Here is a 23,586-nt window from a genome sequence, read left to right as displayed (position 1 = left end):
TTCGAAACTTTTTAGTTGTCACTCTAGTTTTTTACAGTGTAAAAAAGGTTGAGCTTATGCCCAACCTTTTATTAAAAATAAAGTCAGTAATTACTTCGCTTTACCTTGGTTTGCAACTGCAGCTTGTTTAGCAGCGATTTCATCTTGGTTACCTAAGTAGTAACGTTTGATTGGTTTCATGTTTTCATCGAATTCATAAACCATTGGAACCGCAGTTGGGATATTCAGGTTCAGAATTTCATCTTCACCCATGTTATCCAAGTATTTGACTAAGGCACGTAGTGAATTACCATGGGCCGCAATGATGACTTTTTCACCGCTAGCAACGCGAGGCTTAATTACTTCTTCCCAGTAAGGGACAACGCGCTCGATAGTGGTTGCTAAGCTTTCAGTGACAGGTAATTCTTTGTCTGACAATTTTGCATAACGTGGATCATGGCCAGGGTAACGTTCATCATCTTTAGTCAGATCTGGTGGTGTGATCGCAAAACCACGACGCCATAATTTAACTTGTTCATCACCATATTTTGCCGCAGTTTCTGATTTATCTAACCCTTGCAGTGCACCGTAATGGCGTTCGTTCAGTTTCCAGCTTTTTTCAACGGGTAACCATTGCTGTTCAACTTGATCAAGGATGTTCCATAAAGTATGGATAGCACGCTTCAGAACAGAAGTATAAGCAAAATCAAAAACAAAACCTTCGTCTTTTAGCAGTTGGCCTGCAATTTTTGCTTCTTCGCGGCCTTTATCAGACAGTTCTACGTCAGTCCAACCTGTGAAGCGGTTCTCTTTGTTCCACTCACTTTCACCGTGTCTTACTAAAACCAGTTTAGTTACAGCCATAGCTAAAACTCCTATCAGTACATTCTAATTAGAAATGAATTGTTGCTGACCTACATTATAGGGATAGTCAACTTGAACGCCAGTAGCAACTTGCGTTTTCTCCCTATCTATGTGAAAAACAAATTTTACATGAGGGTAATGACTTGTTTTCTAGCTTCGTAGATTCTGCGAATACTCTAAATTTAACTCGAATTGAATCGATACAGCAAGCGATAAAATGACGGTTCGTACATTCTTATGATGGATATCAAGCAAAGTGCCTAATAATTTTAAGGCAAAGAACCGGCGGTTGATTGTTTTTTACAAATTGCTGACGATTGCTGTTTAAACCGAGTTTGTTTTTTCACCATAAGTTTTTTGTTCGGTGATTGAAGTACACTGATTCGTTTGAGCATTGTGTTTAAAATCGTGAGTTTGTAATGGTCTAATGAACTGATAAAATTGAAAATGTTATCAGCTTTTGATGAACTGCATTATCTTCACTTATTGAGTAATATAAATTTAATGAGTTAAGGTTATTCAATGTATCATTATTCTGACCTATCTTAAATTTGTTGTTTTTTAAATTTTTTATTTCATTAAATTTCTTTTAATTAAGCCAATCGGTTGAATCGCATTCTATATAAAAACTCATAAAAATACTTTTTTTGAATTAATATAAAAAATGCAGATTAATAATTCATATTATTGCGGAATTTACAGTTTTTTATTCTTTCACCTTTTTGGCTAAAATATATTTTTAAAATAAAAATATTTTTAAAATTTAATCTAAGCCATTAATAATCAATTTATTATTAATTAACAAAAGCCGTTAATAAGGTTTTGATGGTTTTAATTTTTATTTATTTTAATAAATGAGGGTGGAATCACAGTAATTTTTTCTTTTATACGATTAGAATGATATAAATTTCTAAAGGGGAAACACGATGTCTTTACATTTTGCTTCATTTTTTAAGGCCTGCATTTTATTTTTGCTGTCACTTGATAGCAAAATGAAGGCTTTATTGAGCAAAATTTGCTGGTTTGTTCCCGTTACCTCTTTAGAAAAAGACGAATCCGAATACCCTAACCAATTAGAGAGCGATTTTTCAGTTAATTGGTCGCAATTATGGCTGAGTGCACAGACGCTTTATACCGCAGTATTTGCTAGTGACGTGATTAAAGTAGAAAGAAAGTGTTACGCTAAGTCATTAATATCATTGAATATTCGTAAGCGTTACGAATTGCTATTTTTGTTCCTTGTTTCTAGTTTACGTCACATGATGACTTGCCGTCATTCTAGTGGTGCACCTGGAAATTTGGCTAATTTAACTTTAATTGTCTTTCAAAAGCACAATGCGCGTTTTCGCCATTGTGCTTTTTTTATTACCTGAATTAAATTTTTAAGGAGTTGTTATGTTTATTATCTGTGTCGCTGCTTGTCCTACTGGTGTTGCTCATACTTACATGGCAGCGGAAGCATTGGATATCGTAGGGAAAAAACGCGGTCACGAAATCAAAGTTGAGACCCAAGGGAGTATGGGAATTGAAAATGAAATTACCAGTGATGACTTAGCAAGAGCAGATGCAGTCATTTTGGCTGCTGATGTCGCCGTTATTAATAGGGAACGATTTGATGGAATGATTAAGCTTGAATGTAGCGTTGCTGATCCAATTAAGCATGGCGATGCAATTATTGATGCCATCGAGGAGGAAATGAAGAATGGGGCAGTTTAATGGTACATCTAAATTAGGTATTGGTACGGAAATTAAAAATGCCATTATGACAGGTGTGTCATGGATGCTGCCATTTGTGATTGCTGGTGCGGTAATTATGGGGATAGCGCGTATTGGCGCATCTTTATATGGTATTGATAATATTTGGGATGCAAGCCATCAGGAAGCGACAAATTTTGTGGTGCAAATGCTTCATAAATTTGATGGCTTTGGTGGGTTAGCGTTATCACTCATGTTACCCATTGTTGCGGGTTATATCAGTTTTGCGATTGCGAATAAACCTGGACTAGCGCCAGGCATGGTCGGTGGCCTATTGGCCAGCAATTTAGGGACGGGGTTTTTAGGTGCGTTAGCGGCAGGGTTTATTGCGGGTTACATTGTTCGTTTATTAGCGAAGTATACGAAATTACCTAAATCACTTGCATCAGCAGGACCTATTTTTATTTTGCCAGTCGGGGGTACATTACTCACTTGTATTATTATGGCATTTGTGATTGGTGCACCTTTAGCGGCACTTAATCATGGTATGGAACAATGGCTTTTATCAATGTCGGGGTCTAATAAAGTTATTCTTGCTGCCGTTATCGGTGCAATGGTTGGATTTGACCTTGGTGGTCCAGTTAATAAAGCGGCTGTAACTACTGCAATGGCATTATTAGCATCGGAAATTTATGAGCCAAATACTGCAGCTCAAGTGGCTATTATTATTCCCCCAATTGGCATTGGCTTAGCAACGTTAATTTGGGCAAAACGTTTTCCTGAGTCATTACGAGAGGCTGGCAAAGCGTCGACATTAATGGGGTTAATTGGTGTTTCAGAGGGGGCAATTCCATTTGCGCTGGCAAATCCAAAAATTATTATTATCAATATAGTTGGTGCAGCAACAGGTGCGGCGATGGCTGTTGGTTTAGGTGCGATAAACCATGCACCTATTTCAGGTTTTTATGGTTGGTTGGCTGTAGATAAATGGCCAATATATATATTGTCTGTTGCCGTGGGATCCGCAATTATTACCATTGGTTCTTTATTAATATTTCGTGGCAATGAACCGATAGAAACTAAAAAAACAGAGGTGGCACCTCCTAAATTTAAAGTCGGACGTTAATCGAATTTTTATATTATTAATATTGTGCTGTGTTAATTAGCGTGAATAACGTGATGGGTTCGCTCGGCTAAAAAATATTCAAAGGTTATATAATGAAAACTGTACATTTAATTCAACATACACACTGGGATCGTGAATGGTATTTCACGGAGAATGATTCCAAAATTATTCTTTATTATTTTATGAATGATTTAATAAAACATTTAGCAGAAGATCCCACCCTTGGACCATTTGTATTAGATGGGCAAACTGTCGTGTTGGAAGACTATTTACAGGTTGCGCCGGAACAACGTGAGAGCCTACAAAAATTAATTAAACAAGGGCGAATTCTTATTGGGCCTTGGTATACACAAACGGATTTTTTAGTGGTGGGAGCCGAATCCATTACGCGTAATTTATTATTGGGCAAAGCCGATTGTGAACAATGGGAAAACTATATGCCAATAGGCTATGTGCCTGATTCGTTTGGACAAAGTGCACAACTTCCAATGTTTTTACAAGAATTTGGCATTAACCATGCGGTGGTATGGCGCGGCTGGTGTGAACATGATGTTGCCAGTAGTGAATTTATTTGGAAATCGCAGTCAGGCCACCGTGTCACTACGGCGGTATTACCTTGGGGGTATGGTTGTGCGAAATGGTTGCCTGATAACCCAGAAAAAGCGTCAGCTGTTTTACCTGCAATCTTAGAAAAACAGGCTCGGTTTGCTCATTCGGACCAGATATTGTTACCTAATGGTAATGACCAGTCGCCATTCGAGTATGCCGTTCCTGGGATGCTTGAGCAGCTAAACAAAGCACAAAATGACTATTATTTTGTCAAAAGCAGCTTTAGTGCATTTTTTGATGCGCTTCAAGCTAATAGTTCGGGATTACCTGAATTTGAAGGTGAATTACTGAGCCCGAAATATATGCGTGTCCACCGTGGCATTTTTTCTACACGGGTGGATATCAAATTATTAAATGCGCAGTTAGAGCAATTTGTTAGCCAACAACTCGAGCCACTTTTGGCGATTAATTGGCGGCTTGGTTTGCCTTATCCACAAACCGCGATTGATAATATTTGGCGCAAAGCGATGCAGTCACATGCCCACGACAGTATTGGTGGGTGTAACTCTGACCGTGTTAATAGCATGGTAAAAGCGCGCTTAAAAGACGGCTTAGAAAGTGCGAATCAACTATTTGATCTGAATATGAAGATGCTTGCCCGTGGGATAGAGGCGACCCAAGAAGGTAAAAAAGTGATTATCTTCAATTCATTGCCACATAAAAGAGATGCGCAGGTTCGCATTACACTTTATACACCTGAAAAACAATTTTGTATTAAGGACGATGCAGGAATGCCTTGTCGCTGGCAACTTATTCGCGAAGAAAAACAAGATATGTCATTGATCGTACAAGAACTGGCAAATAGTACGACAACAACATGGTATCGGAAGTGTGAAATATTACTTGAAGCGAAAGATTTGCCTTCCTGTGGTTATCGGACTTTTTATTTACTTGAAGGTGAAAATGCGGGCTTTGACACTCCTACCCATATTCAGGCTGAAAATATATTAGAAAATAAATGGTTGAAGCTCGAAATACATCAAGGACAGTTGACGCTAACTGATAAACGTAGTCAACAGCATTATCCGAACATTCTTCGGTTAATTGATGGTGGGGACTCAGGGGATAATTATAACTATTCGCCACCTGAAAATGATTGGTTAATCAGTAGTGATGGCCACTTACAGCAATTTGATTGTATCAGAGCGTCTTTAATGGATTCGCTTATGCTTAATTGGCAGATACCCGTTCCTCAAAATGCGGCGGCTCGCCAAGAAAAGCAAGCTAATGCGTATTTAGCAGCTAGCATGAAACTTTCTTTGCCTCATGATAAGGCATGGTTAGATGTTGAAATCACTATCAATAATACGGTCGAAGACCATCGAATTCAGGTAGAGATCCCTACGGCAGTTCAACAGGTATTTCATTTCGCAGACCAACCTTTTGGTTTGATCCAGCGAGAAAATCAGCCAGCTGCCATGAAAATATGGCGAGAAGAAAATTGGACAGAAGCACCAACGGCACTCTATCCAATGCAAAGTTTGGTAATGCAATATGATGATAAAAAAGGTATGTGTGTTGTTACGGAAGGGCTCAGAGAGTATGAGATACCCGCAAACCAAACCGATATTATTCGCGTAACCCTATTGCGTAGTGTGGGTTGGTTAGGCCAAGCCAATCTCACTTGGCGGCCGGGGCGTGCATCGGGAATGGTTTTACCATCACCAGAGTCACAAATTCAGGGGCTCCATCATTTTCATTTTGCTGTACTGCCGATAGACAATGGTCAAAGTGCCCAACTTTGGCGTGATATTGAGCATTGGCGTTTACCTGCATTTGGTTACCTAGATTCTGGTTGGTCTCAATTTAAAACTAATCCTCATTATATTGTTTTTCCTGATATTTATAGTTTGCTGACGTGGGATAGCGAGCTGCATTTCAGCACTTTGAAAAAGGCACAGAACCAAGAATCACTTATTTTACGCGGGTGGAACCCAAGTAGCGAAACCAAAACTTATTCAGAGCCTAAGTCGAATACACGGATACACCAAGTTACTTTATCGGAGTCTACATGCATAAATACAGATAAAGCTGCCCCTTGTACACCTGTGTCTTGGTTAATTGATTAATTAATAAGGAAAAATAATGAAATTACTTACATTTCGTTGTGAGTTACCAAATGGTATTCATGCAAGACCAGCGAGTGCAATTGAGCAAAAAACAGCTTGTTTTCAATCAGATATTTTACTTTTTAATAAAAGCAAACAACGCCAAGCCAATGCGAAAAGTGTGCTGGCTCTTGTTGGTGCAGATGTCGCTGTTGGTGATGAATGTTATTTTGCAATCAGTGGAAATGATGAAAGTTTGGCTTATGAAAAACTAAAGATATTTATTGAGCAAGAGTTTATTCATTGTGATGGATTAATGCCGAAAAAAGATAAACCAGAACAAGGAATGATCCCGAGATACCTGAGCCGGACACTATCCCAAATTATTCAGGGTGACGGTGTTAGCAAAGGTATTGCAAAAGGTAGGGCTATTTATATGGAATCCTTTGATTTACAAAAAATTTCATTGTCAGAGCCATCAAGTTTACAATCAGAGCAATGTGAAATACTAAAACTTGCGTTACAAAGTGCTCGTCAGCAATTTAGTCTAGACATTCAGCAAGCTGATAAAGCAGCGGTTGATATTCTAGAGGCACAAAGCCAATTATTGAATGATGAGGATATTGAAGCGTGCTTGCTTGAACCAAGAGAGGCGCATAATGCGATTGCTGCGTTATCAATGGCAATTGAGGAGCTCAGCTTACCATTTCGAAGCAGTAGTAATGAATATTTACGCCAACGTGAGTTAGATATTAAGGATTTGGGATTGCGTATAGCGAGGCATCTTGGTATCCAATCTAAAATACAACTTCCTAAATTAACAGAAGACTCGATTATTATCTGCCAAGGATTACTAACTCCAAGCGAATTATTGGCATTGAGAGGTGAATATTTGCAAGGTATTGTGATGGCTTCAGGCGCAGAAACATCACATACCGTTATTTTAGCGCAATCTTTCTCTCTTCCTTTAATATGTCTTTCATCCTCTATGATTGAATCAATCCAATCTGCTCATGTTTTATTATTAGATACGCAATGCGATTTATTAATTATTGAACCTGATGTATATGCAGACAATTGGTTCAAGCTTGAAAAAGATAAATTATCTCATTTGTCTATTTTGACTAATAAACCAAAAATTGATTATTCAGTATTGGACCCATCTTTAATTTTTCTTGATGAAAGAATGGAAAGTAAAGAGGAGGTCATTAAACGATTAACTGATAATTTAGAGATTCATCACCGAGCTGACTCAGGAGCACAAGTTGAACAAGCAATATGGCAGAGGGAAGAAATTTTTAGTACTGCATTAGGTTTCTCAATTGCAATACCGCACTGTAAATCACCTTTTGTTAAACATAGTAGTATTTCAGTATTGCGTTTACCGAATGAGCTCGCGTGGGGAGACAATGTTGATGTTAAATTAGTAATTATGCTAACAATTAATGATTCAGATGAAAATCAGCATATGCGAATTTTTTCTGTCCTCGCACGTAAATTAATGCATGAGTCTTTTAGAAATGAAATGTTAAATGCGGAAAAATCAGAAGGTATTGTTGATTTATTAAAGTTGGAATTAGGGATGTGAGATAAAAATATAAAATAAATTTAAATTTTAAATAAAGTTAATTTTCTTTTAAGTTATTTAAAAGGATGGAATGGTTTTTTCAAAAAATAGAAGAGGTATATATAAATAAAAGATAACTAATAACTCATTGTTTTAACCGTTAAATAAAAAATAAATATTAATTATAGGAATCAGTTTATGAAAAACTTAACTCTAGGTATCTCTACATTATTATTTTGCACAGCAGCGAATGCGACATATATTGACTATCGTCATGAATGGTTAGGGGATGAACATCGCCATGAAGATCGTGTCAAAATTGGCCATAGCATGCAAAATGGAACTTATTTTAGCCTTGAAGGAAAATGGAGAAGTCGAGATGGTGGTTTCGGTGAAAACCTATCATCAAAAGGAAATGAGGTTGAAGTCGGCTATAAATATAAAGCCACAAAAGATTTTGTTTTAACTCCTTCTTTTGCACTTGATTCGGGAGATAAGGATACAGCTTATAAATTCAGTGTCAAAGCTGCTTATAATTTAACAGATGATTTTAATATTGGAACTCGTTTACGTTATGGCGTAAGGCATTATGATAACTCTAATAAGCCTAAAAAAGATAATCAACATTATTGGCAGAGTAATTTTTATTTAGGTTATAAGTTGCAAGATTTCTCATTAAGTTATGACTTTGAATATAAATTTGATACTGATTATCCCGCATATAAAGGTAAAGAAAAGGATTATGCGCATAATCTGAATGTGTCTTGGATTGGTAATAAGACATGGGTTCCTTATGTTGAATTAGGGTATGTTTCCTATGATGACGGTTCATACGCCAAAAATGGACAAACTTACCGTGATGCATGGCAGTGGCGTTATCGTGTTGGCATTGCATATAACTTCTGATAGAAATAGTTAATTATCTAAAGGGAACAAATATGAACAATAAATTAAAATATGGTTTTGCCCTTGCATTAATGTCCGTTGGAACTGTCGCAATGGCAAATGACCCTACGGCTCAATCTTATAATTATCGCGTTGCATTTATGCCCGACATCCATTTTCATGATGTCTATGGGCAGTTTGCTGATAATGCATTTGAAGGATTAAAAAATAGTAAAAGTGGTCAAAATGCCGTTATTCGTTCTATGTATGCGCAATTAACCTCTACGCGTTTATTTAATGAAAACTATTTTGCTCTACGTGCTGCACTTGATGATGCAGGTAAGAAAGGTATTAAACTTATTGCGTTACCTGGCGATTTTACCGATGACGGCCAACCTATTCACTTACGTGGGCTAGTGAAAGTCTTGCAAGAGTACGAGCAAAAATATGGTATGCGTTTCTTTGCAACGCCAGGAAATCATGATCCGAACCGCCCATTTGATATGCCAGCAGGAAAGGAAGATTTTCTTGGGATTGATGGTAAAACGCAACGTATCTTTAGTTTAGGGGCCAGTGAGTGTACGGGATATAACGGAAAAACGGCTGTTATAGAAACGGGAGCGGAGTTACCGACAATTTGTACCGAAGAGATGGTGTATAGTGGTTATGGTCGAGTGATGGATGCAATGAAATCGTTTGGTATTAATCCACTACCAGAAGATATTTATTGGGAAACGCCATACTCAAACTATGATTCCCAAGGTTACAGCTATGAAGCAGCCTTAAAAGCCAGTGATTTTAACCAAAGACAGTATGAAATTTGCACTCAAGGAACAGGCGGTAAATATAAACAGGAGGGGTATGGGCCTTGTTTTAATGTTGCAGACAGTAGTTACCTTGTTGAGCCTACTCCTGGTTTGTGGTTAATGGCCGTTGATGCCAATGTCTATGTTCCTTCTGAAAAAGCAGATATTAATCACCCTAAGGCGGCTAAAAACTTTGCGGGGTCGGGGAATGCGGGTTACAACAAAATGTTGACACACAAACAACAGACTGTTGAGTGGATGGCGGATGTTGCAAAGCGCGCGAAAGAGCAAAATAAAACATTAATCACGTTTAGCCATTTCCCGATGGTTGAATTTGATAATGGCGCAGCAGATGACCTTGAAACTATTTTTGGTAAAGGTAAATTTCAGTTAGAAAGGGCACCAAAAGAAGATACGAGCCATGCGATGGCAAAAACAGGTATCGGTGTTCACGTTGGCGGTCATATGCATTTTAATGATACAGGTGTACGTAAGTATTCGGATGGTAGCTTACTTTTTAATATTCAAGCTCCCTCAATGGCAGCATATGTTCCCGCTTATAAAATATTGAATTTTAGAAATGCCAATGAAATTGATGTGCAAACCATTATAATAGAAGATGTACCTCGGTTTGATGAGTTATTTGAGCACTATCAGCAAGAGTGGGATCATCTCAAAAATACCAACTCGTCACATCTTTGGAATAAAGATATTTTAAGCGCAAATAATTATTATGACTTCACTAATTGGCATATTACTGAACTGACACGTTTACGTTTTATTCCAGAGGAATGGCCATGTGAAATTCGTCAAATGTTATTTAGTTTGAATGGTGAAGAGATGCTTATTTTAAGCCAATTAGACACAAAGAAAGCTTATAATGAAGTATTAACGGCACCATTGAGCCAAAATCATGAAATCTGTGCAAAGGACCCTGGGACTGTTAATGTCACCGAAATCTATTTGAAGAAAGACTCCGATGCATGGAAAAAAGCCAGTGATAAAGCTGCTATTCTTGCTAAAAATACAGGGTATCAGTTAAATGATTTTGCAAAATGGAATGGTTTTGACCTTGCTGTGGATTTTTATCGTTTACGTAATGCAGACGAGCTTGCGTTACAAGATATACCTGTAGAAAGATTAAATCAGTATCGGTTCCTTACAGGAACCTTGTTATCGTCATTACCAACTGAGACTGACAAAATTAATGCGGGTAGTTCATTTGAAAATATTTTTAAATTACGTTTTGGCAGTATTTTCACTGTAATTGATAAATATCTACAAGGAAATCCGAGTCGAGATTTTTATCTTAATATTGAGTCCGGGGAAATTAAACCAATGAATGTTAATCAAACTAGTAATTAGATTAACGATAGATAACTCGGCTATAATAATGAAAAATCACTAACATTATTCGTGTTAGTGATTTTTTATGGTAAAAATTATCCAGTTTATGGGGGATTATGAATTTTCAATTCGCTAATATTAACTAGCAACCAACTTAAATGGATAAGTAAAAAATAACAGATGCCCTAAATTCAACCCAAAATGAATCAATACAGCAAGCCATAATTTGCCACTCCACATCCAAGCTAGACCATAAACCAAACCTGCCAATGTAGCGAAGAGGATTAACAACGGCCCACCTGCAAAATGTACAACACCAAATAACAGTGAAGTAATAACTAATGCGAGGTAAGGTGATTTTAACCAAAGAGTTAGGCGTTGCTGTAAATAGCCACGAAATAGCGCTTCTTCTGCTAATGAAACAAAAAATAGATTACAGAGTATAAAAGCAGGTAACCAACTAGGAAAATGCCATTCAAAGGCTAACCCACCAGCAGCAGTCGCAATCAGCAATAAAAGTGGAACAAAAATAACTAATAGTGCCCATTGAACTTTAGTTGCATGTTTGGCTGGACGGCAAATAAATAATGTTGGTAAGCAGGCAAGTAAAATAAAAGGAACGAGAGCCTTATCAAAGTTAAAATACATAGTGAAGGGAACACTATGTGTTCCTACTGTGACTTTATCTAGATATTTCAGGTTGTTAAAGCCAGGAAATAAGTGAATAAATAACCCGATCGCACAAATTAGTAAGGTGATTTCACTGATGATTTTTATGAGTAGGTAGTGTTGGAAACGCAAACGAATAATAGCAATTAACGTAATACAGGCTAAGAGTAGAATCGCTTGCCAATCAATAATGCGTGTGAATGCTGCAGTAATGATTGTGCAGATGAGTAAAAAAAGAGCAATTAAACGATGTGTTGCAAGTGTAGCAAGTGAAGAGGCTAACATTAACCAAGCCATAAAGAATATCCATTATAATGTCTAAATTATTAGAAGAGGCGCAGTGTAATGATTTTGTGTGATTTTTCTAATTGAAAATAACCGAATAATAATAAATTAAACAAAATCAAATGGTTGTAATTATATAATTTAGTTATCATCTATTAAACATTAGATTAAATTTGCCAATAGTTTCACTGTATCTATTGGCAAATAAGTCAAAAATTAGATCGCTTCAATATCGTAACGGTATTTTCCATTATCAGGAACAAAAGTGAGCCGATGCGTAATACAAGCAGGGGCATCTTCATGATGATGGGTAACGAACAGGAGTTGTGTGTTACCTTGGCTTAGCATTACATCAATAAACCGCAGTACTAATAATCTGTTAAGACCATCTAAGCCTTGTAATGGCTCATCTAAAATCAGCATGGCAGGGTGTTTAACTAGCGCTCGAGCAATCAAAACTAAGCGCTGCTGCCCCCACGAAAGACTATGGAAAGGTTGCTGAGCTGTTTGCGTTGAAAAACCTAATAAAGCTAACCATTCATACGCTAATTGTATTTGGCGGTCAGAAGGTGTTTGGTACAAGCCAATAGAATCATGAAAACCGGAAATAATGACATTGAGTACACTGGTTGCGACTCGGTATTCTTGGTGAATGCTATTGCTGACATACCCAATATGGCGCTTAATATCCCATATGGTTTCTCCTGACCCACGACGGAGGCCAAATAAGGTTAAGTCATTACTGTACCCTTGAGGGTGATCTCCTGTAATCAAGCTCAGTAACGTTGATTTTCCTGCGCCATTTTCCCCGATAATTTGCCAGTGTTCGTTTGGATTTACCTGCCAATTTAAACCGTGCAGTATCGGTTTGTCATTGTAGCTAACGGTCCCATTTCTCAAAATAATACGAGGCGTCGTATCATCCAATTTTTCGTCTGTGGTTGGGTCTTCGGTTTCAGGAATGGAAAGCTGTTTAATTTTCTCGCTGTGCTGTAATTGTGTGATTAGCGTGTTAGCGAGTACTGACTCTCTATTTCCCGCCATCGTCAGCTTGCAGTCTGCGACGACACCCATATTTTCAATAAAGTCAGGGAGTTCATCAAAGCGATTTAGCACTAACACCAAGGTGAGGCCTTTTTCAGACAAACTAGAGAGTAGCTCACTAAGATGATTTCTTGAATAGACATCTAAACCATCGAATGGCTCATCAAGGATTAGCAAGTCAGGATTGCCCATTAATGTTTGGCATAATAAAACCTTACGAGTTTCACCGGTGGAAAGGTATTTAAAGCGACGCGAAAGTAAGTCACTGATACCAAAGCGAGCGGCCAGTTCGAGACAATATTCATTGTCTTTATGGTTAAATTGAATGATTTCAGCAGCGGTATACCCCGTGTCATCTTCATCATCACTGAGCATATCTGTATTGTTGCGCTGCCATTCTTCATTGATGATTTTTTGTAATTGCTCAAATGATAGACGAACTGGAGAGGTGAATGTATTTTTTACAACACCAGAAAGTGGAGGGAGCTCATTGGAAAGCACTCGAGCGAGTGAAGATTTACCGCTGCCATTGGCACCAATAAAAGCCCAACTTTCTCCTTTTTCGATGTTAAGTTGCTGAATGTCTAAAGTCTGTATTTCGCTGAGCTTAAAGTTGCCATGTTGTATTGTTATTGCGCTCATCAAGCTTCCTTATCATGATTATTTACCTTGTCATCTATCACAAATAATCAGGATTGAAGATAAAGTCAACAACTGAACGGCATAGCAGGAAAAAAAAGGTGAATGCTTACTTACTTTTATAGTAAGTAAGCAGGACAAATTAACACAAGGTGGCAATAATCACTTGGTCAGCATTGAATAGTGCAGTAACGCTATTATTAATTTTCAAAGATTGGCTATCAATTTCACTGTTTGGCATGGTTGAGCATAAAGTTTCACCGCCTGTGAGTGTCACTATTACTTCGCTGTTCTCATCACCTCTCTCTAAAGTGGTAATTTTCCCTGCAAGGTAGTTATCAAAGCCTGTTGGGTTGGGTTGTTTAGTAATTTTTACCCAAGGTGCTTTAATCAATGCGAGAACTTCTTTCCCTTCCGTTAACCCTAAACGGTTAGCGCTTTGCTCTGTTAGTGCGGCATTAATCACAGTGCTGTTATCGGCTAAGCGAATTTGTACATGTTGTTGAACTTGCATATGATCACGGGAAATTAAGGTACCAAAAAATTGGTTACGGGCACTGGTTTGTAATGAAAACCGTGAAATAGCAGCTAATAAGCTGTCTAAAGGGAGATTATCTTCTTTAAGTACATCAAAGGCTTTTTGTTGAATTTGTGCAAGTAAATCATATAGTTGGAGTAATCTTTCACCATAGTGAGTGAGTGTGGTGCCGCCACCGCCTTTGCCACCTGTCGCTCTATCAACAAGGATATCATCAGTGAGTTGATTCATTTCATTGATGGCATCCCAAGCACTTTTATAGCTGATCCCTGCGAGTTTAGCGCCTTGGCTGATTGACCCTGTCGCTTTAATTTGTTTTAGTAGCGCGATACGGCGAGGATCCGCAAATAAACTGCCCTGTAGTTTTAGTGTGAGTAAAATTTCGGCCTGCATAAATTTCTCCCTTCCGGCGTGGCTGGTGATGACAGACGTAAAAAGCACGTTTAGTATGTCGTTAGTATAATATTTTGTCTAAAATAGTCTCCATTATAACGTAATTGTACGTTATTATTTTGATTTGATTTATACTCAATGTACTGAGAGTCAAGTTTTCCCTCGTCGGCGTATCTTGTAGGCTGGTGGGCACAGTATCACTGAAGAGGCTTTTTCCTATGTTTGAACTAATTAAAAGTTTGGGTTTTGCCCTGATGATGGTTCCAGTCGTTATGTTTTTGATCATGGGGTTGATCTACGGTTTGGGCGCGTTCTTTAACTTACTGTCTAAAGCACATGTACCTCATCATCACAACACTGAAAACAAGTAATTTTTAACAAAATTTATTGTTTGACTGATTATAGACCCCCTGACTGTAAATGCAGTCAGGGGGTTTTTCATATTGGAGAGGAATTTCATGATGGTCGGTATTCGTTATCGTAGTAAGTAGAAAATAATTGCCGACGTTCATGAAGATTAAATTGCTCTTGTTCATGAATTGTTTTATCTAAGAAATCTTGGTGGAATTGTTTGAGCGTTTTCTCCGGATCTTGCTGAATATTTTCAGTTAATTGTTTCATTGCGGCAAGAACAAATAATCCACAGCCATTAGGTACGTTCTGTTGGATGTTTCCTTCTATGTAAGTGATATCTTCTTCAGTAACACCGGCCTTTTTGGCTGCCACTGTTATTTCTTTTCGAATATCGGTACTCACGTTATCGTATGAATTAAATAGAGTGCATTTTCTTTTATTATTCGCTGATTGATGTGTTGGATCTGCCTGATAGAGCACAAACAAGATCCAATGGTTATCATTAACATTGATAGGGAATAATTCGAATTGGTTTAATGTATTGCTATTTAAGACTTTTTGTTCAATTATTTCGGCTAATAAATTGTATCCGCTTTGGATGAGGCCTATTGAGGCATTGACTGTCATATTTGATGGCAAAGTTGGGTTATTTTTATTGCTTGCGTCAATCTCATCACTTGTTATCATCCTGTTATTATCCCAAAGAGTGGACTCCGTGGGTTCATTTTTCATCAATAGTTTTGTTAAACCAAGTCTATCAATAACTTTTTCTATTGCAGATCCGACAATATAAAGCAGCTTAGAAGGGGTCGTTAGTTTCGAGTCTTTTAGGTGTTTTTTTATTTTTGTATTAAGGTGTAATTGATATAATTTTTTGCTAGTTTCTTGTATTTCTTTATCTACACCTTTCTTTGCAGGCAGCTTTCCGCTAAATAAATCAAACAGAATATTTTCTGCTTTTCTTCCTTCGCTGTCTTGTCGTAGAGCGATATTGTGTAATAAATCGATACTCTCTAAGTTCCCATCACTAGCCGATTTTGCTAAAGAAGCTAAGGTTTCAGATGCTATTTCTTTATCAAACAGTCCATTAAACTGTTCGACTGTTAATTCTGCAATAAAGTGCGTACTAAGCTTTGTCGGAAAGGACACCATATAATTACCTTTGCTATGTGGTTTGTAAAAGTGGAATGGAATACTGAAATATGCACAACTTGTGCCGATAAAGTTATAAGGGGAATAGAAAGTTTTCTATAGAAAAACGATTTGAATGTTTGTGTGTTTTTTGAACAGTTAATTTATCTTTTAGGGAAAACATGCAACAAAATTGCATCATTTCTTGCGCCAGCACACTTTTATCGCGAGTTTGACTTTAAGTTATCGCTGTGTCCTGTTATATATAACGTGTCGATTAATACTAGGGTAGATAAAAATGAAAAAAGGTTTGGTATCACTTCTCGCGGGCGCAACATTGACGTTATCTATAGCTAGCCATAGCTTTGCAGCAGATAAAATTACGGTTTTTGCAGCGGCTTCTTTGACGAATGCATTGAATGAAATTTCAGAACAATATAAGAAAGACACCCAGGTTGAGGTTGTTGCTTCTTATGCATCGTCCTCAACGTTGGCACGCCAAATTGAGCAAGGTGCCCCCGCTAATTTATTCATTTCGGCTGACCAGCAATGGATGGATTATGCTATCGATAAAAAGTTGATGGTCGAAGATACACGCTATACATTATTAGGTAATGAATTGGTGTTAATCGCACCGAAAGATGCAAAAATTGATAAAGTCGAAATTAATAAACAAACTGATTGGAAAAAACTGTTAGATGGTGGTCGGTTAGCAGTCGGTGACCCTGATCACGTGCCTGTTGGTATTTATGCAAAAGAAGCGTTAAGCAACTTAGGTGCATGGGAAACGGTTGACCCACTATTAGCACGTACTAATAACGTACGTAGTGGTATGGCATTGGTTGAGCGCCAAGAAGCCCCTTTAGGAATTGTATATGGCTCGGATGCTGTCGCTAGCCAAAAAGTTAAAGTTGTTGGTGTATTCCCAGCAGATACCCATAAACCTGTTGAATACCCAATGGCAATTGTTAAAGATCAAGATAACCAAGCAACGCGTGATTACTATGAATACTTAAAAACCCCTGCGGCTTCAGAAGTATTCAAACGTTACGGTTTTGAACCTCGTACTAAATAAACGTTAAGAGAGCATTTTTTTGCAGATGTTAAGTCCTTATGAATGGGAAGCGATTTACCTAAGTCTAAAAGTATCCAGTGTAGCTGTAATTTTCAGTTTACCATTAGGTATTTTAATGGCGTGGGTATTGGTTCGCTGTAATTTTCCTGGAAAAACACTGCTTGATAGTATTATCCATCTACCACTGGTATTGCCACCAGTGGTAGTGGGGTATTTATTATTGATCAGTATGGGTAAACGCGGTTTTATCGGTGAATGGCTATATAACTGGTTTGGCTTTAGCTTTACCTTTAGTTGGCGGGGTGCTGCGCTTGCGTCTGCCGTGGTTGCATTTCCACTAATGGTGCGTGCTATTCGTTTAGCGCTTGAAGCGGTTGACCAAAAATTGGAATTAGCCGCGAGGACACTAGGTGCGACACCATTACGGGTATTTTTCACGATAACCATCCCGCTTTCTCTTCCCGGTATTATTGTCGGAACAGTGTTAGCATTTGCACGTTCACTTGGTGAATTTGGCGCCACAATTACTTTTGTTTCGAATATACCAGGTGAAACACAAACCATCCCATTAGCGATGTACACCTTAATTGAAACACCAGGGGCGGAAGTAGACGCTGCACGGTTATGTGTCATTGCGATTATTTTAGCCTTGATTTCATTATTGATCTCCGAGTGGCTAACCCGCTGGGGTAAAAAGCGTTTGGGAGTGGCCTAATATGTTAGAACTCGATTTTTCGCAAAAATTAGGCGACTTACAGTTAGAAGTTAAAACGCAATTGCCAACGGAAAGTATTACCGCAGTTTTTGGGCTTTCTGGTGCAGGTAAAACCTCGCTTATCAATGTAATCGGTGGGCTAACTAAACCGAATAAAGGGCGCATTGTACTCAATGGCCGTACGTTAGTGGATATTGAAAAGAAAATTTGTTTACCGCCGGAACAACGCCATATCGGTTATGTATTTCAAGATGCACGGTTATTTCCTCATTATCGGGTGAAAAGCAATTTGCGTTATGGCATGGCGCCTGAAATGAAAGCCCGCTTCGACGATATCGTCGGGCTGCTTGGTATTGAAAAATTACTCAATCGCTACCCGATAACCCTTTCTGGTGGTGAAAAACAACGAGTCGCGATTGGACGTGCATTGCTTACCGCGCCTGAAATTTTGCTAATGGATGAGCCATTAGCCTCTTTAGACTTACCTCGAAAACGGGAATTATTGCCGTATTTAGAGAAACTCTCTCAAGACGTGAAAATTCCCATTTTGTACGTCAGTCATAGTCTTGATGAAATTTTACGCCTTGCAGATAAAGTCATTGTGATGGCGCAGGGCAAGGTTAAGGCATTTGGGCCCCTTGAAGAGGTTTGGGCTAGTAGTGCATTGCGCCCTTGGTTACAGCAAGAAACGTTAAGCAGTGTGGTAAGTGCAACTGTACATAGTCAGCACCCTGATTATGAGATGACAGCGGTGGTTGTGGGTAACCAAAAGCTGTGGATCCCACGTGTTGAGGCACAACCAGGCACTAACGTTCGGATACGTATTGATGCATCGGATGTATCTTTGGTGCTTGAAAAACCACAAGTGAGCAGTATTCGAAATATTTTAGCCGCAGAAGTGGTTGAATGGATTGAAAACGGCGAACAAGTGGATGTGAAATTAGATTTAGGCGAAGAACATTATTTATGGGCGCGTATTACCCGCTGGGCAAGGGATGAGCTGTCTATTCGCAAGGGGCGAAAAGTGTATGCGCAAGTGAAGGCTGTATCACTATCACGTCATCTATAATTACTCGTCGTCCTTGGCGCTGTGGCAATAGAAAACAGAAAAAGGAAAGCTGAGCTTTCCTTGAATTGATAAAATAATTGGACGTTACAGAACGTATTTACGGATCACTTCCGCAATACCTGGCTCAGTATTGATGCGGGTTACTAGCTTGGCTTGCTGTTTGATTTCATCAACTGCATTGCCCATTGCGACACCTAAGCCAGCTGTTGTTAACATGCTTAAGTCATTGAAATTATCGCCAAAAGCGACGACGTCATTCATTGTCATCCCTTGGGACTCAACCCATTCCTTTAAGCGTTGGCCTTTACTATTACCTTTACGACCGACATCCACTTGATCCATCCAAGACCATTCACAATCTAAACCAAAGTCATTTTCAATTTCACTAACGACTTGGTGAAGTTGATCTGTATTTGGTGAGCTAACAGCAAATTTCCAAATAGAATCATAGTTATGCATCACATTAGCGTAATCTTCAACAAATTCAATGGTTGGACGCTGTGCAACAGGTAAGGATTCAGCCCAATTTAATGTACGTTTAATACCTTCTGTTTGTGCGTTATAGAGCATCGCATTATCAACATACATTAAATGCTGAATATCAGTACCCCGCAGTTTGTCGATCATTTGTGTGACTGAATCAAGAGTCATTGGATTAGATTTTAGGACTTTTTTGCCTAAATAATCGTATAGATAAGTTCCGTTGCAGCAGATCGCGGGGGTATCAAGGTCTAAGGTTTGGTAAAACGGATGAATAGCGACATGATGACGACCTGTCACAATGATGACCTTAACGCCTTGGCGACGGGCTTCCTGTAAGACAGCTAGAGATTCCGGTAGAATTTTCTTTTGGTGATCAAGCAGTGTTCCATCAAGATCGAGCGCAATAACGCGGTATGACATAAACGGCTCCACGTGATTTTAGAGTTATCTATACGATGATTGGCAGCATCAGTATAGGAGATGAGGATATATTGAGCACAGCTATAAACTACCATATTCATGTTAGTAAGCTAAGGTTGTTTTATCATCATAGCGGATAATAGTAACGAACTGAACCGTTTTAGTATCACTATTATTTGTTCTTGGCACGATATATATAGTGGTGTTGAGGTTGTCTGTCAGAGACAGATATTCCATATTGTTTAGGTAGATACTTTTGATGTGAAAAGCTCAATATCGACTATGATTTTAAAATTTTAAGATAATGAGGAGTTTTTTTAGTAAATTGCAGAGTTGAAATTTCGAACGCTCAAAAAGTTACCAAAAAGCTAGTTAAGGAGTTCTACAGTGTTAAATATTGCTTTAGAAGCCGCTAATACTGCTAGTAAATATTTACTAAAAGGTTTTTACGAAGCTGGTACATTTACCAGAAAAATAGATAACACTATTGTTACTGCTACAGATCTTAAAGTAGAAAATGTGATAAGAGAAGTACTTCAGGCGAGAACTCCACATATTCCTATTTTAGGGGAGGAGTTCGGAACAAATATTGAAGGTGAATTTTCTACCGGATGGATAATAGATCCTATTGATGGAACACGAGCATTTTTGTATGGCGTTCCATTATTTAGTACGTTAATTGCTTATGTTGAAAGTGGCATTCCCCTTGTCGGAGTTATATCATTTTCCGCTATTGATTCTATATATTATGCATCGTTAGGGAACGGGTGTTGGTCTAAAAAAGGTGATCTTGCACCAAAACGGATATGCACTCAGATAAAAAAAACGAAAAAATTAGGCAAAGCTGTTGTTTCGATATCAGGTATACACAGTACCAATTTTGATAACAGAGAAGGTAACAAAGCTTACAATCTATCAAATGTCGTTAATTCTGCTCAAGATATGGTTTTTATAAATGATTGTTATCAGCATTTAATGGTAGCAGCAGGAAGGATCGATTGTGCTATTGATACGTTAATGAAACCATGGGATATCGCTGCTATTTTACCTTGCCTTACTGAAGCTGGAGTTTATTATGCAAATATTAATGGTAATAAAACAAACGTGATCAATGGGGGAAGTTTGGTGTCAGCATCCTCCTCTGAGTTATTGGATGAATTAATTGTAGCTTTAAATTCATGACGCTGAACTTTGGCGCTATTTACTCACTGTGATTTGCATAATATAGGGTATAGTGAAGCCAATGTAGTGGACTATAGATGCGGTTTTGTATTTTTATCATGAATTAAGGAGTCAGGATGAATCAGGTTGTTTATATTGCGAGTCCCGAAAGTCAGCAAATTCACGTATGGTCGATGAATGAGGTTGGGGAACTTACTCTTTTACAAACAGTAAAAACACCGGGCCAAGTGCAACCTATGGTATTAAGCCATGATAAAAAATACCTTTATATTGGTGTGCGCCCGAATTTTCGTGTCGTAACCTATGAAATTGAAGGCAAAGGGACACTGCGTTTAAAAGCAGAAACATTCGTTCCGGGAACGCCAGTTCACTTATCATTGGATAACACGGGCAAATATTTATTTGTTCCTTCATATCATCAACATAATCTATCAGTTCTGACTATCAATGATGAAGGTGTACCAAACCAAGTCGTTCAAGTGATTGAAGGATTGCAAAATCCACATTCGTCTCATGTTGATGTTGATAATCAACAGCTTTGGGTGCCTTGCTTAGGTGAAGACCATATCCGTTTATTCGATTTACATGAAAATGGTTATTTAACCGAAGCAACTGCAGACCAAATTACTACGGCTGAAAAATCTGGTCCTCGCCATCTGGCCTTCCATCCGACTGAAAAGGTCATTTATTGTGTGAATGAGTTAGATTCAACGGTAGGCGTATATCGTAAATTCACTCGCTATCGTAACATGCAAACCTTGGCAAATTACCCATTAGGTAACGAAAGCCAGCGCTGGGCTGCCGATATCCATATTACGCCAGATGGCCGCCATTTGTATGTTAGTGAACGTTCTGAAAGCTACCTCAGCCACTATCTGGTTTCTGATGACGGTTGCGAGCTAACATTAGAAGCACGTTACCCAACAGAGACGCACCCAAGGGGCTTTAATATTGATACGGCAGGTCGTTTCTTAATTTCCAGTGGGCAAAAATCAGATCACATTTCAGTTTCTGAAATTGACCCGATTACGGGAAAATTGCGTTTATTAGCACGCTATGGGGTAGGGAAAGGACCTATGTGGGTCACCATCCTTTAATCTTCGTCATACTTCGAGCTATAGCGGTGTTGGCTTCACTCGGCTACTTGGGTCACATACTGGTGTATGCTCCTCAAGATATCCTCGATTGCCGCCTTGCTATAACTCGAATTATTTAGAAGATTCTCTAGTTAAAAATCTAGTTAAAAATCTAGTTAAAAATCTAGTTAAAAATCTAGTTAAAAATCTAGTTAAAAATCTAGTTAAAAATCGACTTAGATTAAGATTGAATTTATTGAGTTATCCCAACACTTTTGCCATCGTATTCGTCACTTTGCTCAGTTGCTCTGGGGTGATGATGTACGGTGGCATTACATAAATCAGTTTGCCGAATGGGCGAACCCAAACACCATTTTCCACAAATGCTTTCTGTAAAACAGCAGTATTGACTGGCTGCTTCATTTCAATCACGCCAATTGCACCAAGAACTCTCACATCTGCTACGCTAGGATGGGCTGCTAATGGTGTTAGCTCAGCTTTAAGTTGTTGTTCAATAGTGGCAATTGTTTTCTGCCAAGGGCTGTTGAGCAATAAGGTCAGGCTAGCATCCGCAACGGCACAGGCAAGTGGGTTACCCATAAAGGTTGGGCCATGCATAAAACAACCCGCTTCCCCATTGCTAATAGTTTCTGCAACGTGGCGGGTTGTGATTGTTGCAGAAAGGGTCATATAACCACCGGTTAATGCCTTTCCTAAACACATAATATCGGGCGATATATTTGCATGCTGGCAAGCAAACAATTTGCCGGTACGACCAAACCCCGTAGCGATTTCATCGGCAATTAATAATAGACCATATTGATCACATAAATGGCGAACTCCCTTTAAATATTCAGGGTGATAGATGCGCATTCCGCCAGCGCCTTGAACAATCGGTTCAAGGATGATCGCTGCAATTTCATGGCTATTTTCGGCAAGTTGTACCTCAAGAGGGTGCAAATCTGCACTGTCCCATTCATCGTAAAAACCGCATAGTGGGGCTTCCACAAAAATATGCGGAGGTAAATACCCCTTATACAGGCCATGCATTGAATTATCAGGGTCGCATACGGCCATTGCACCGAAGGTATCACCATGATATCCGTGACGTAATGTGAGGATCCGTTGACGCTTTTCCCCTTTGGCTTGCCAATATTGCAATGCCATTTTCAGTGCAACTTCAACCGCCACGGAGCCTGAATCGGCAAGAAAGACACATTCGAGTGGCTCTGGCGTGATTGCTACCAACTGTTTGCATAGATTCACTGCGGGTGGGTGTGTAATTCCGCCAAACATCACATGGGACATTTTCGCTAATTGCGTTGTGACCGCTTGGTTTAATACAGGGTGATTGTAACCATGAATGGCTGCCCACCATGAAGACATCCCATCAATTAATTTTTCCCCATCGGCCATGATTAGCTCGGCTCCATGGGCTTCAACAATCGGATAAGCCGGAATTGGCTGGCTCATCGAGGTATAAGGGTGCCAAATATGTTTGGCATCAAATTGAATATCTACGTTATCCATTTGCTATCATCGTCAACTTTTTTAGATCATTTTAGTTGACATGATAATCGCAATATT

At 38.7% G+C, this 23,586-nt stretch carries 20 protein-coding genes; 13 read left to right on the top strand and 7 right to left on the bottom strand.

What is annotated here, in order from left to right; all coding sequences use genetic code 11:
* Window positions 1-90: 90 nt before the first annotated feature.
* A complete protein-coding gene (gene gpmA / locus PSF09_RS03575; RefSeq protein ID WP_210840485.1) occupies window positions 91-843 on the bottom strand; it encodes a 2,3-diphosphoglycerate-dependent phosphoglycerate mutase in 753 nt (250 codons plus the stop codon).
* Between the two features lie 926 nt (window positions 844-1,769).
* On the opposite strand from gpmA, the gene PSF09_RS03570 reads away from it, so the two are divergent.
* The 7 genes from PSF09_RS03570 (at window position 1,770) to PSF09_RS03540 (ending at window position 10,944) form a co-directional block, all read left to right on the top strand.
* Window positions 1,770-2,216, top strand: coding sequence for a hypothetical protein (locus tag PSF09_RS03570; RefSeq protein ID WP_272665421.1), 447 nt, complete (start codon window positions 1,770-1,772; stop codon window positions 2,214-2,216).
* A gap of 22 nt (window positions 2,217-2,238) precedes the next feature.
* On the top strand, window positions 2,239-2,559 hold the full coding sequence (locus PSF09_RS03565) for a PTS fructose transporter subunit IIB (protein ID WP_210840288.1): 321 nt from the start codon (window positions 2,239-2,241) through the stop codon (window positions 2,557-2,559).
* Entirely contained in the window at window positions 2,546-3,664 is a 1,119-nt protein-coding gene (locus PSF09_RS03560; RefSeq protein ID WP_272683502.1) for a PTS fructose transporter subunit IIC, read from the top strand. The genes PSF09_RS03565 and PSF09_RS03560 overlap by 14 nt, the downstream gene beginning before the upstream one ends.
* A 92-nt stretch (window positions 3,665-3,756) precedes the next feature.
* Window positions 3,757-6,342, top strand: coding sequence for a glycoside hydrolase family 38 C-terminal domain-containing protein (locus PSF09_RS03555; RefSeq protein ID WP_272683501.1), 2,586 nt, complete (start codon window positions 3,757-3,759; stop codon window positions 6,340-6,342).
* A gap of 16 nt (window positions 6,343-6,358) precedes the next feature.
* Window positions 6,359-7,909: a fructose PTS transporter subunit IIA gene (locus PSF09_RS03550; protein ID WP_272683500.1), complete on the top strand. Its 1,551-nt coding sequence runs from the start codon at window positions 6,359-6,361 to the stop codon at window positions 7,907-7,909.
* Window positions 7,910-8,086: 177 nt separating this feature from the next.
* Window positions 8,087-8,794 carry an oligogalacturonate-specific porin KdgM family protein gene (locus PSF09_RS03545; protein ID WP_272665418.1) on the top strand — a complete coding sequence of 236 codons (708 nt, stop codon included), beginning with the start codon at window positions 8,087-8,089 and terminating at the stop codon, window positions 8,792-8,794.
* A gap of 32 nt (window positions 8,795-8,826) precedes the next feature.
* Window positions 8,827-10,944 (top strand): metallophosphoesterase family protein, encoded by a 2,118-nt coding sequence (locus tag PSF09_RS03540; protein ID WP_272683499.1) that lies wholly within the window; start codon window positions 8,827-8,829, stop codon window positions 10,942-10,944.
* A 120-nt stretch (window positions 10,945-11,064) separates the two neighbouring features.
* Here the strand turns inward: PSF09_RS03540 and PSF09_RS03535 are convergent, their stop codons facing one another.
* The 3 genes from PSF09_RS03535 to modE all read right to left on the bottom strand — a co-directional run bounded on the left by PSF09_RS03535 (window position 11,065) and on the right by modE (window position 14,494).
* Window positions 11,065-11,892, bottom strand: coding sequence for a CPBP family intramembrane glutamic endopeptidase (locus PSF09_RS03535; protein ID WP_272683498.1), 828 nt, complete (start codon window positions 11,890-11,892; stop codon window positions 11,065-11,067).
* A gap of 204 nt (window positions 11,893-12,096) precedes the next feature.
* Window positions 12,097-13,566 (bottom strand): molybdate ABC transporter ATP-binding protein ModF, encoded by a 1,470-nt coding sequence (gene modF, locus PSF09_RS03530; protein ID WP_272665415.1) that lies wholly within the window; start codon window positions 13,564-13,566, stop codon window positions 12,097-12,099.
* Between the two features lie 139 nt (window positions 13,567-13,705).
* Window positions 13,706-14,494, bottom strand: coding sequence for a molybdenum-dependent transcriptional regulator (gene modE / locus PSF09_RS03525; RefSeq protein WP_004909124.1), 789 nt, complete (start codon window positions 14,492-14,494; stop codon window positions 13,706-13,708).
* A gap of 218 nt (window positions 14,495-14,712) precedes the next feature.
* Between modE and PSF09_RS03520 the strand changes: the two genes are divergently transcribed.
* Window positions 14,713-14,865 carry an AcrZ family multidrug efflux pump-associated protein gene (locus tag PSF09_RS03520; RefSeq protein ID WP_004909125.1) on the top strand — a complete coding sequence of 51 codons (153 nt, stop codon included), beginning with the start codon at window positions 14,713-14,715 and terminating at the stop codon, window positions 14,863-14,865.
* 85 nt (window positions 14,866-14,950) lie between these two features.
* On the opposite strand, the gene PSF09_RS03515 is transcribed toward PSF09_RS03520, so the two are convergent.
* Entirely contained in the window at window positions 14,951-16,000 is a 1,050-nt protein-coding gene (locus PSF09_RS03515; RefSeq protein WP_272683497.1) for an ElaD/SseL family deubiquitinase, read from the bottom strand.
* A gap of 277 nt (window positions 16,001-16,277) precedes the next feature.
* Here PSF09_RS03515 and modA point away from each other — a divergent pair, with 277 nt between their 5' ends.
* From modA to modC, 3 genes are read left to right on the top strand one after another with little or no spacing between them, the layout of a single operon-like run.
* Window positions 16,278-17,054, top strand: a complete 777-nt coding sequence (modA, locus tag PSF09_RS03510; protein ID WP_371031488.1) for a molybdate ABC transporter substrate-binding protein — start codon at window positions 16,278-16,280, stop codon at window positions 17,052-17,054.
* A gap of 25 nt (window positions 17,055-17,079) precedes the next feature.
* Window positions 17,080-17,769 (top strand): molybdate ABC transporter permease subunit, encoded by a 690-nt coding sequence (gene modB / locus PSF09_RS03505; protein ID WP_094962413.1) that lies wholly within the window; start codon window positions 17,080-17,082, stop codon window positions 17,767-17,769.
* Window position 17,770: 1 nt separating this feature from the next.
* Entirely contained in the window at window positions 17,771-18,838 is a 1,068-nt protein-coding gene (gene modC, locus PSF09_RS03500; protein ID WP_272665412.1) for a molybdenum ABC transporter ATP-binding protein ModC, read from the top strand.
* A gap of 84 nt (window positions 18,839-18,922) precedes the next feature.
* Here modC and PSF09_RS03495 read toward each other — a convergent pair whose 3' ends face one another.
* A complete protein-coding gene (locus tag PSF09_RS03495; protein WP_272665411.1) occupies window positions 18,923-19,741 on the bottom strand; it encodes a pyridoxal phosphatase in 819 nt (272 codons plus the stop codon).
* Between the two features lie 387 nt (window positions 19,742-20,128).
* On the opposite strand from PSF09_RS03495, the gene PSF09_RS03490 reads away from it, so the two are divergent.
* Together PSF09_RS03490 and pgl are read left to right on the top strand one after the other, a co-directional pair.
* Window positions 20,129-20,923 (top strand): inositol monophosphatase family protein, encoded by a 795-nt coding sequence (locus tag PSF09_RS03490; protein ID WP_272683496.1) that lies wholly within the window; start codon window positions 20,129-20,131, stop codon window positions 20,921-20,923.
* Window positions 20,924-21,039: 116 nt separating this feature from the next.
* A complete protein-coding gene (gene pgl, locus PSF09_RS03485; protein ID WP_272665410.1) occupies window positions 21,040-22,020 on the top strand; it encodes a 6-phosphogluconolactonase in 981 nt (326 codons plus the stop codon).
* A 240-nt stretch (window positions 22,021-22,260) separates the two neighbouring features.
* Here the strand turns inward: pgl and bioA are convergent, their stop codons facing one another.
* Window positions 22,261-23,529 carry an adenosylmethionine--8-amino-7-oxononanoate transaminase gene (gene bioA, locus PSF09_RS03480; protein ID WP_272665409.1) on the bottom strand — a complete coding sequence of 423 codons (1,269 nt, stop codon included), beginning with the start codon at window positions 23,527-23,529 and terminating at the stop codon, window positions 22,261-22,263.
* Window positions 23,530-23,586 lie beyond the last annotated feature (57 nt).

Origin of the sequence: Providencia sp. PROV141, assembly GCF_028481645.1 — a bacterium.
GTDB lineage: Bacteria > Pseudomonadota > Gammaproteobacteria > Enterobacterales > Enterobacteriaceae > Providencia > Providencia rettgeri.
The sequence above is the reverse complement of the archived record's forward strand: the minus strand, read 5'-3'. Positions and strand labels throughout refer to the sequence as shown.

What these genes read in the sequence shown, in the direction of transcription:
- gpmA (WP_210840485.1), bottom strand. Translation starts at nt 843, where the DNA reads ATGGCTGTAACTAAACTGGTTTTAGTAAGACACGGTGAAAGTGAGTGG.
- PSF09_RS03570 (WP_272665421.1), top strand. Translation starts at nt 1,770, where the DNA reads ATGTCTTTACATTTTGCTTCATTTTTTAAGGCCTGCATTTTATTTTTG.
- PSF09_RS03565 (WP_210840288.1), top strand. Translation starts at nt 2,239, where the DNA reads ATGTTTATTATCTGTGTCGCTGCTTGTCCTACTGGTGTTGCTCATACT.
- PSF09_RS03560 (WP_272683502.1), top strand. Translation starts at nt 2,546, where the DNA reads ATGGGGCAGTTTAATGGTACATCTAAATTAGGTATTGGTACGGAAATT.
- PSF09_RS03555 (WP_272683501.1), top strand. Translation starts at nt 3,757, where the DNA reads ATGAAAACTGTACATTTAATTCAACATACACACTGGGATCGTGAATGG.
- PSF09_RS03550 (WP_272683500.1), top strand. Translation starts at nt 6,359, where the DNA reads ATGAAATTACTTACATTTCGTTGTGAGTTACCAAATGGTATTCATGCA.
- PSF09_RS03545 (WP_272665418.1), top strand. Translation starts at nt 8,087, where the DNA reads ATGAAAAACTTAACTCTAGGTATCTCTACATTATTATTTTGCACAGCA.
- PSF09_RS03540 (WP_272683499.1), top strand. Translation starts at nt 8,827, where the DNA reads ATGAACAATAAATTAAAATATGGTTTTGCCCTTGCATTAATGTCCGTT.
- PSF09_RS03535 (WP_272683498.1), bottom strand. Translation starts at nt 11,892, where the DNA reads ATGGCTTGGTTAATGTTAGCCTCTTCACTTGCTACACTTGCAACACAT.
- modF (WP_272665415.1), bottom strand. Translation starts at nt 13,566, where the DNA reads ATGAGCGCAATAACAATACAACATGGCAACTTTAAGCTCAGCGAAATA.
- modE (WP_004909124.1), bottom strand. Translation starts at nt 14,494, where the DNA reads ATGCAGGCCGAAATTTTACTCACACTAAAACTACAGGGCAGTTTATTT.
- PSF09_RS03520 (WP_004909125.1), top strand. Translation starts at nt 14,713, where the DNA reads ATGTTTGAACTAATTAAAAGTTTGGGTTTTGCCCTGATGATGGTTCCA.
- PSF09_RS03515 (WP_272683497.1), bottom strand. Translation starts at nt 16,000, where the DNA reads ATGGTGTCCTTTCCGACAAAGCTTAGTACGCACTTTATTGCAGAATTA.
- modA (WP_371031488.1), top strand. Translation starts at nt 16,278, where the DNA reads ATGAAAAAAGGTTTGGTATCACTTCTCGCGGGCGCAACATTGACGTTA.
- modB (WP_094962413.1), top strand. Translation starts at nt 17,080, where the DNA reads ATGTTAAGTCCTTATGAATGGGAAGCGATTTACCTAAGTCTAAAAGTA.
- modC (WP_272665412.1), top strand. Translation starts at nt 17,771, where the DNA reads ATGTTAGAACTCGATTTTTCGCAAAAATTAGGCGACTTACAGTTAGAA.
- PSF09_RS03495 (WP_272665411.1), bottom strand. Translation starts at nt 19,741, where the DNA reads ATGTCATACCGCGTTATTGCGCTCGATCTTGATGGAACACTGCTTGAT.
- pgl (WP_272665410.1), top strand. Translation starts at nt 21,040, where the DNA reads ATGAATCAGGTTGTTTATATTGCGAGTCCCGAAAGTCAGCAAATTCAC.
- bioA (WP_272665409.1), bottom strand. Translation starts at nt 23,529, where the DNA reads ATGGATAACGTAGATATTCAATTTGATGCCAAACATATTTGGCACCCT.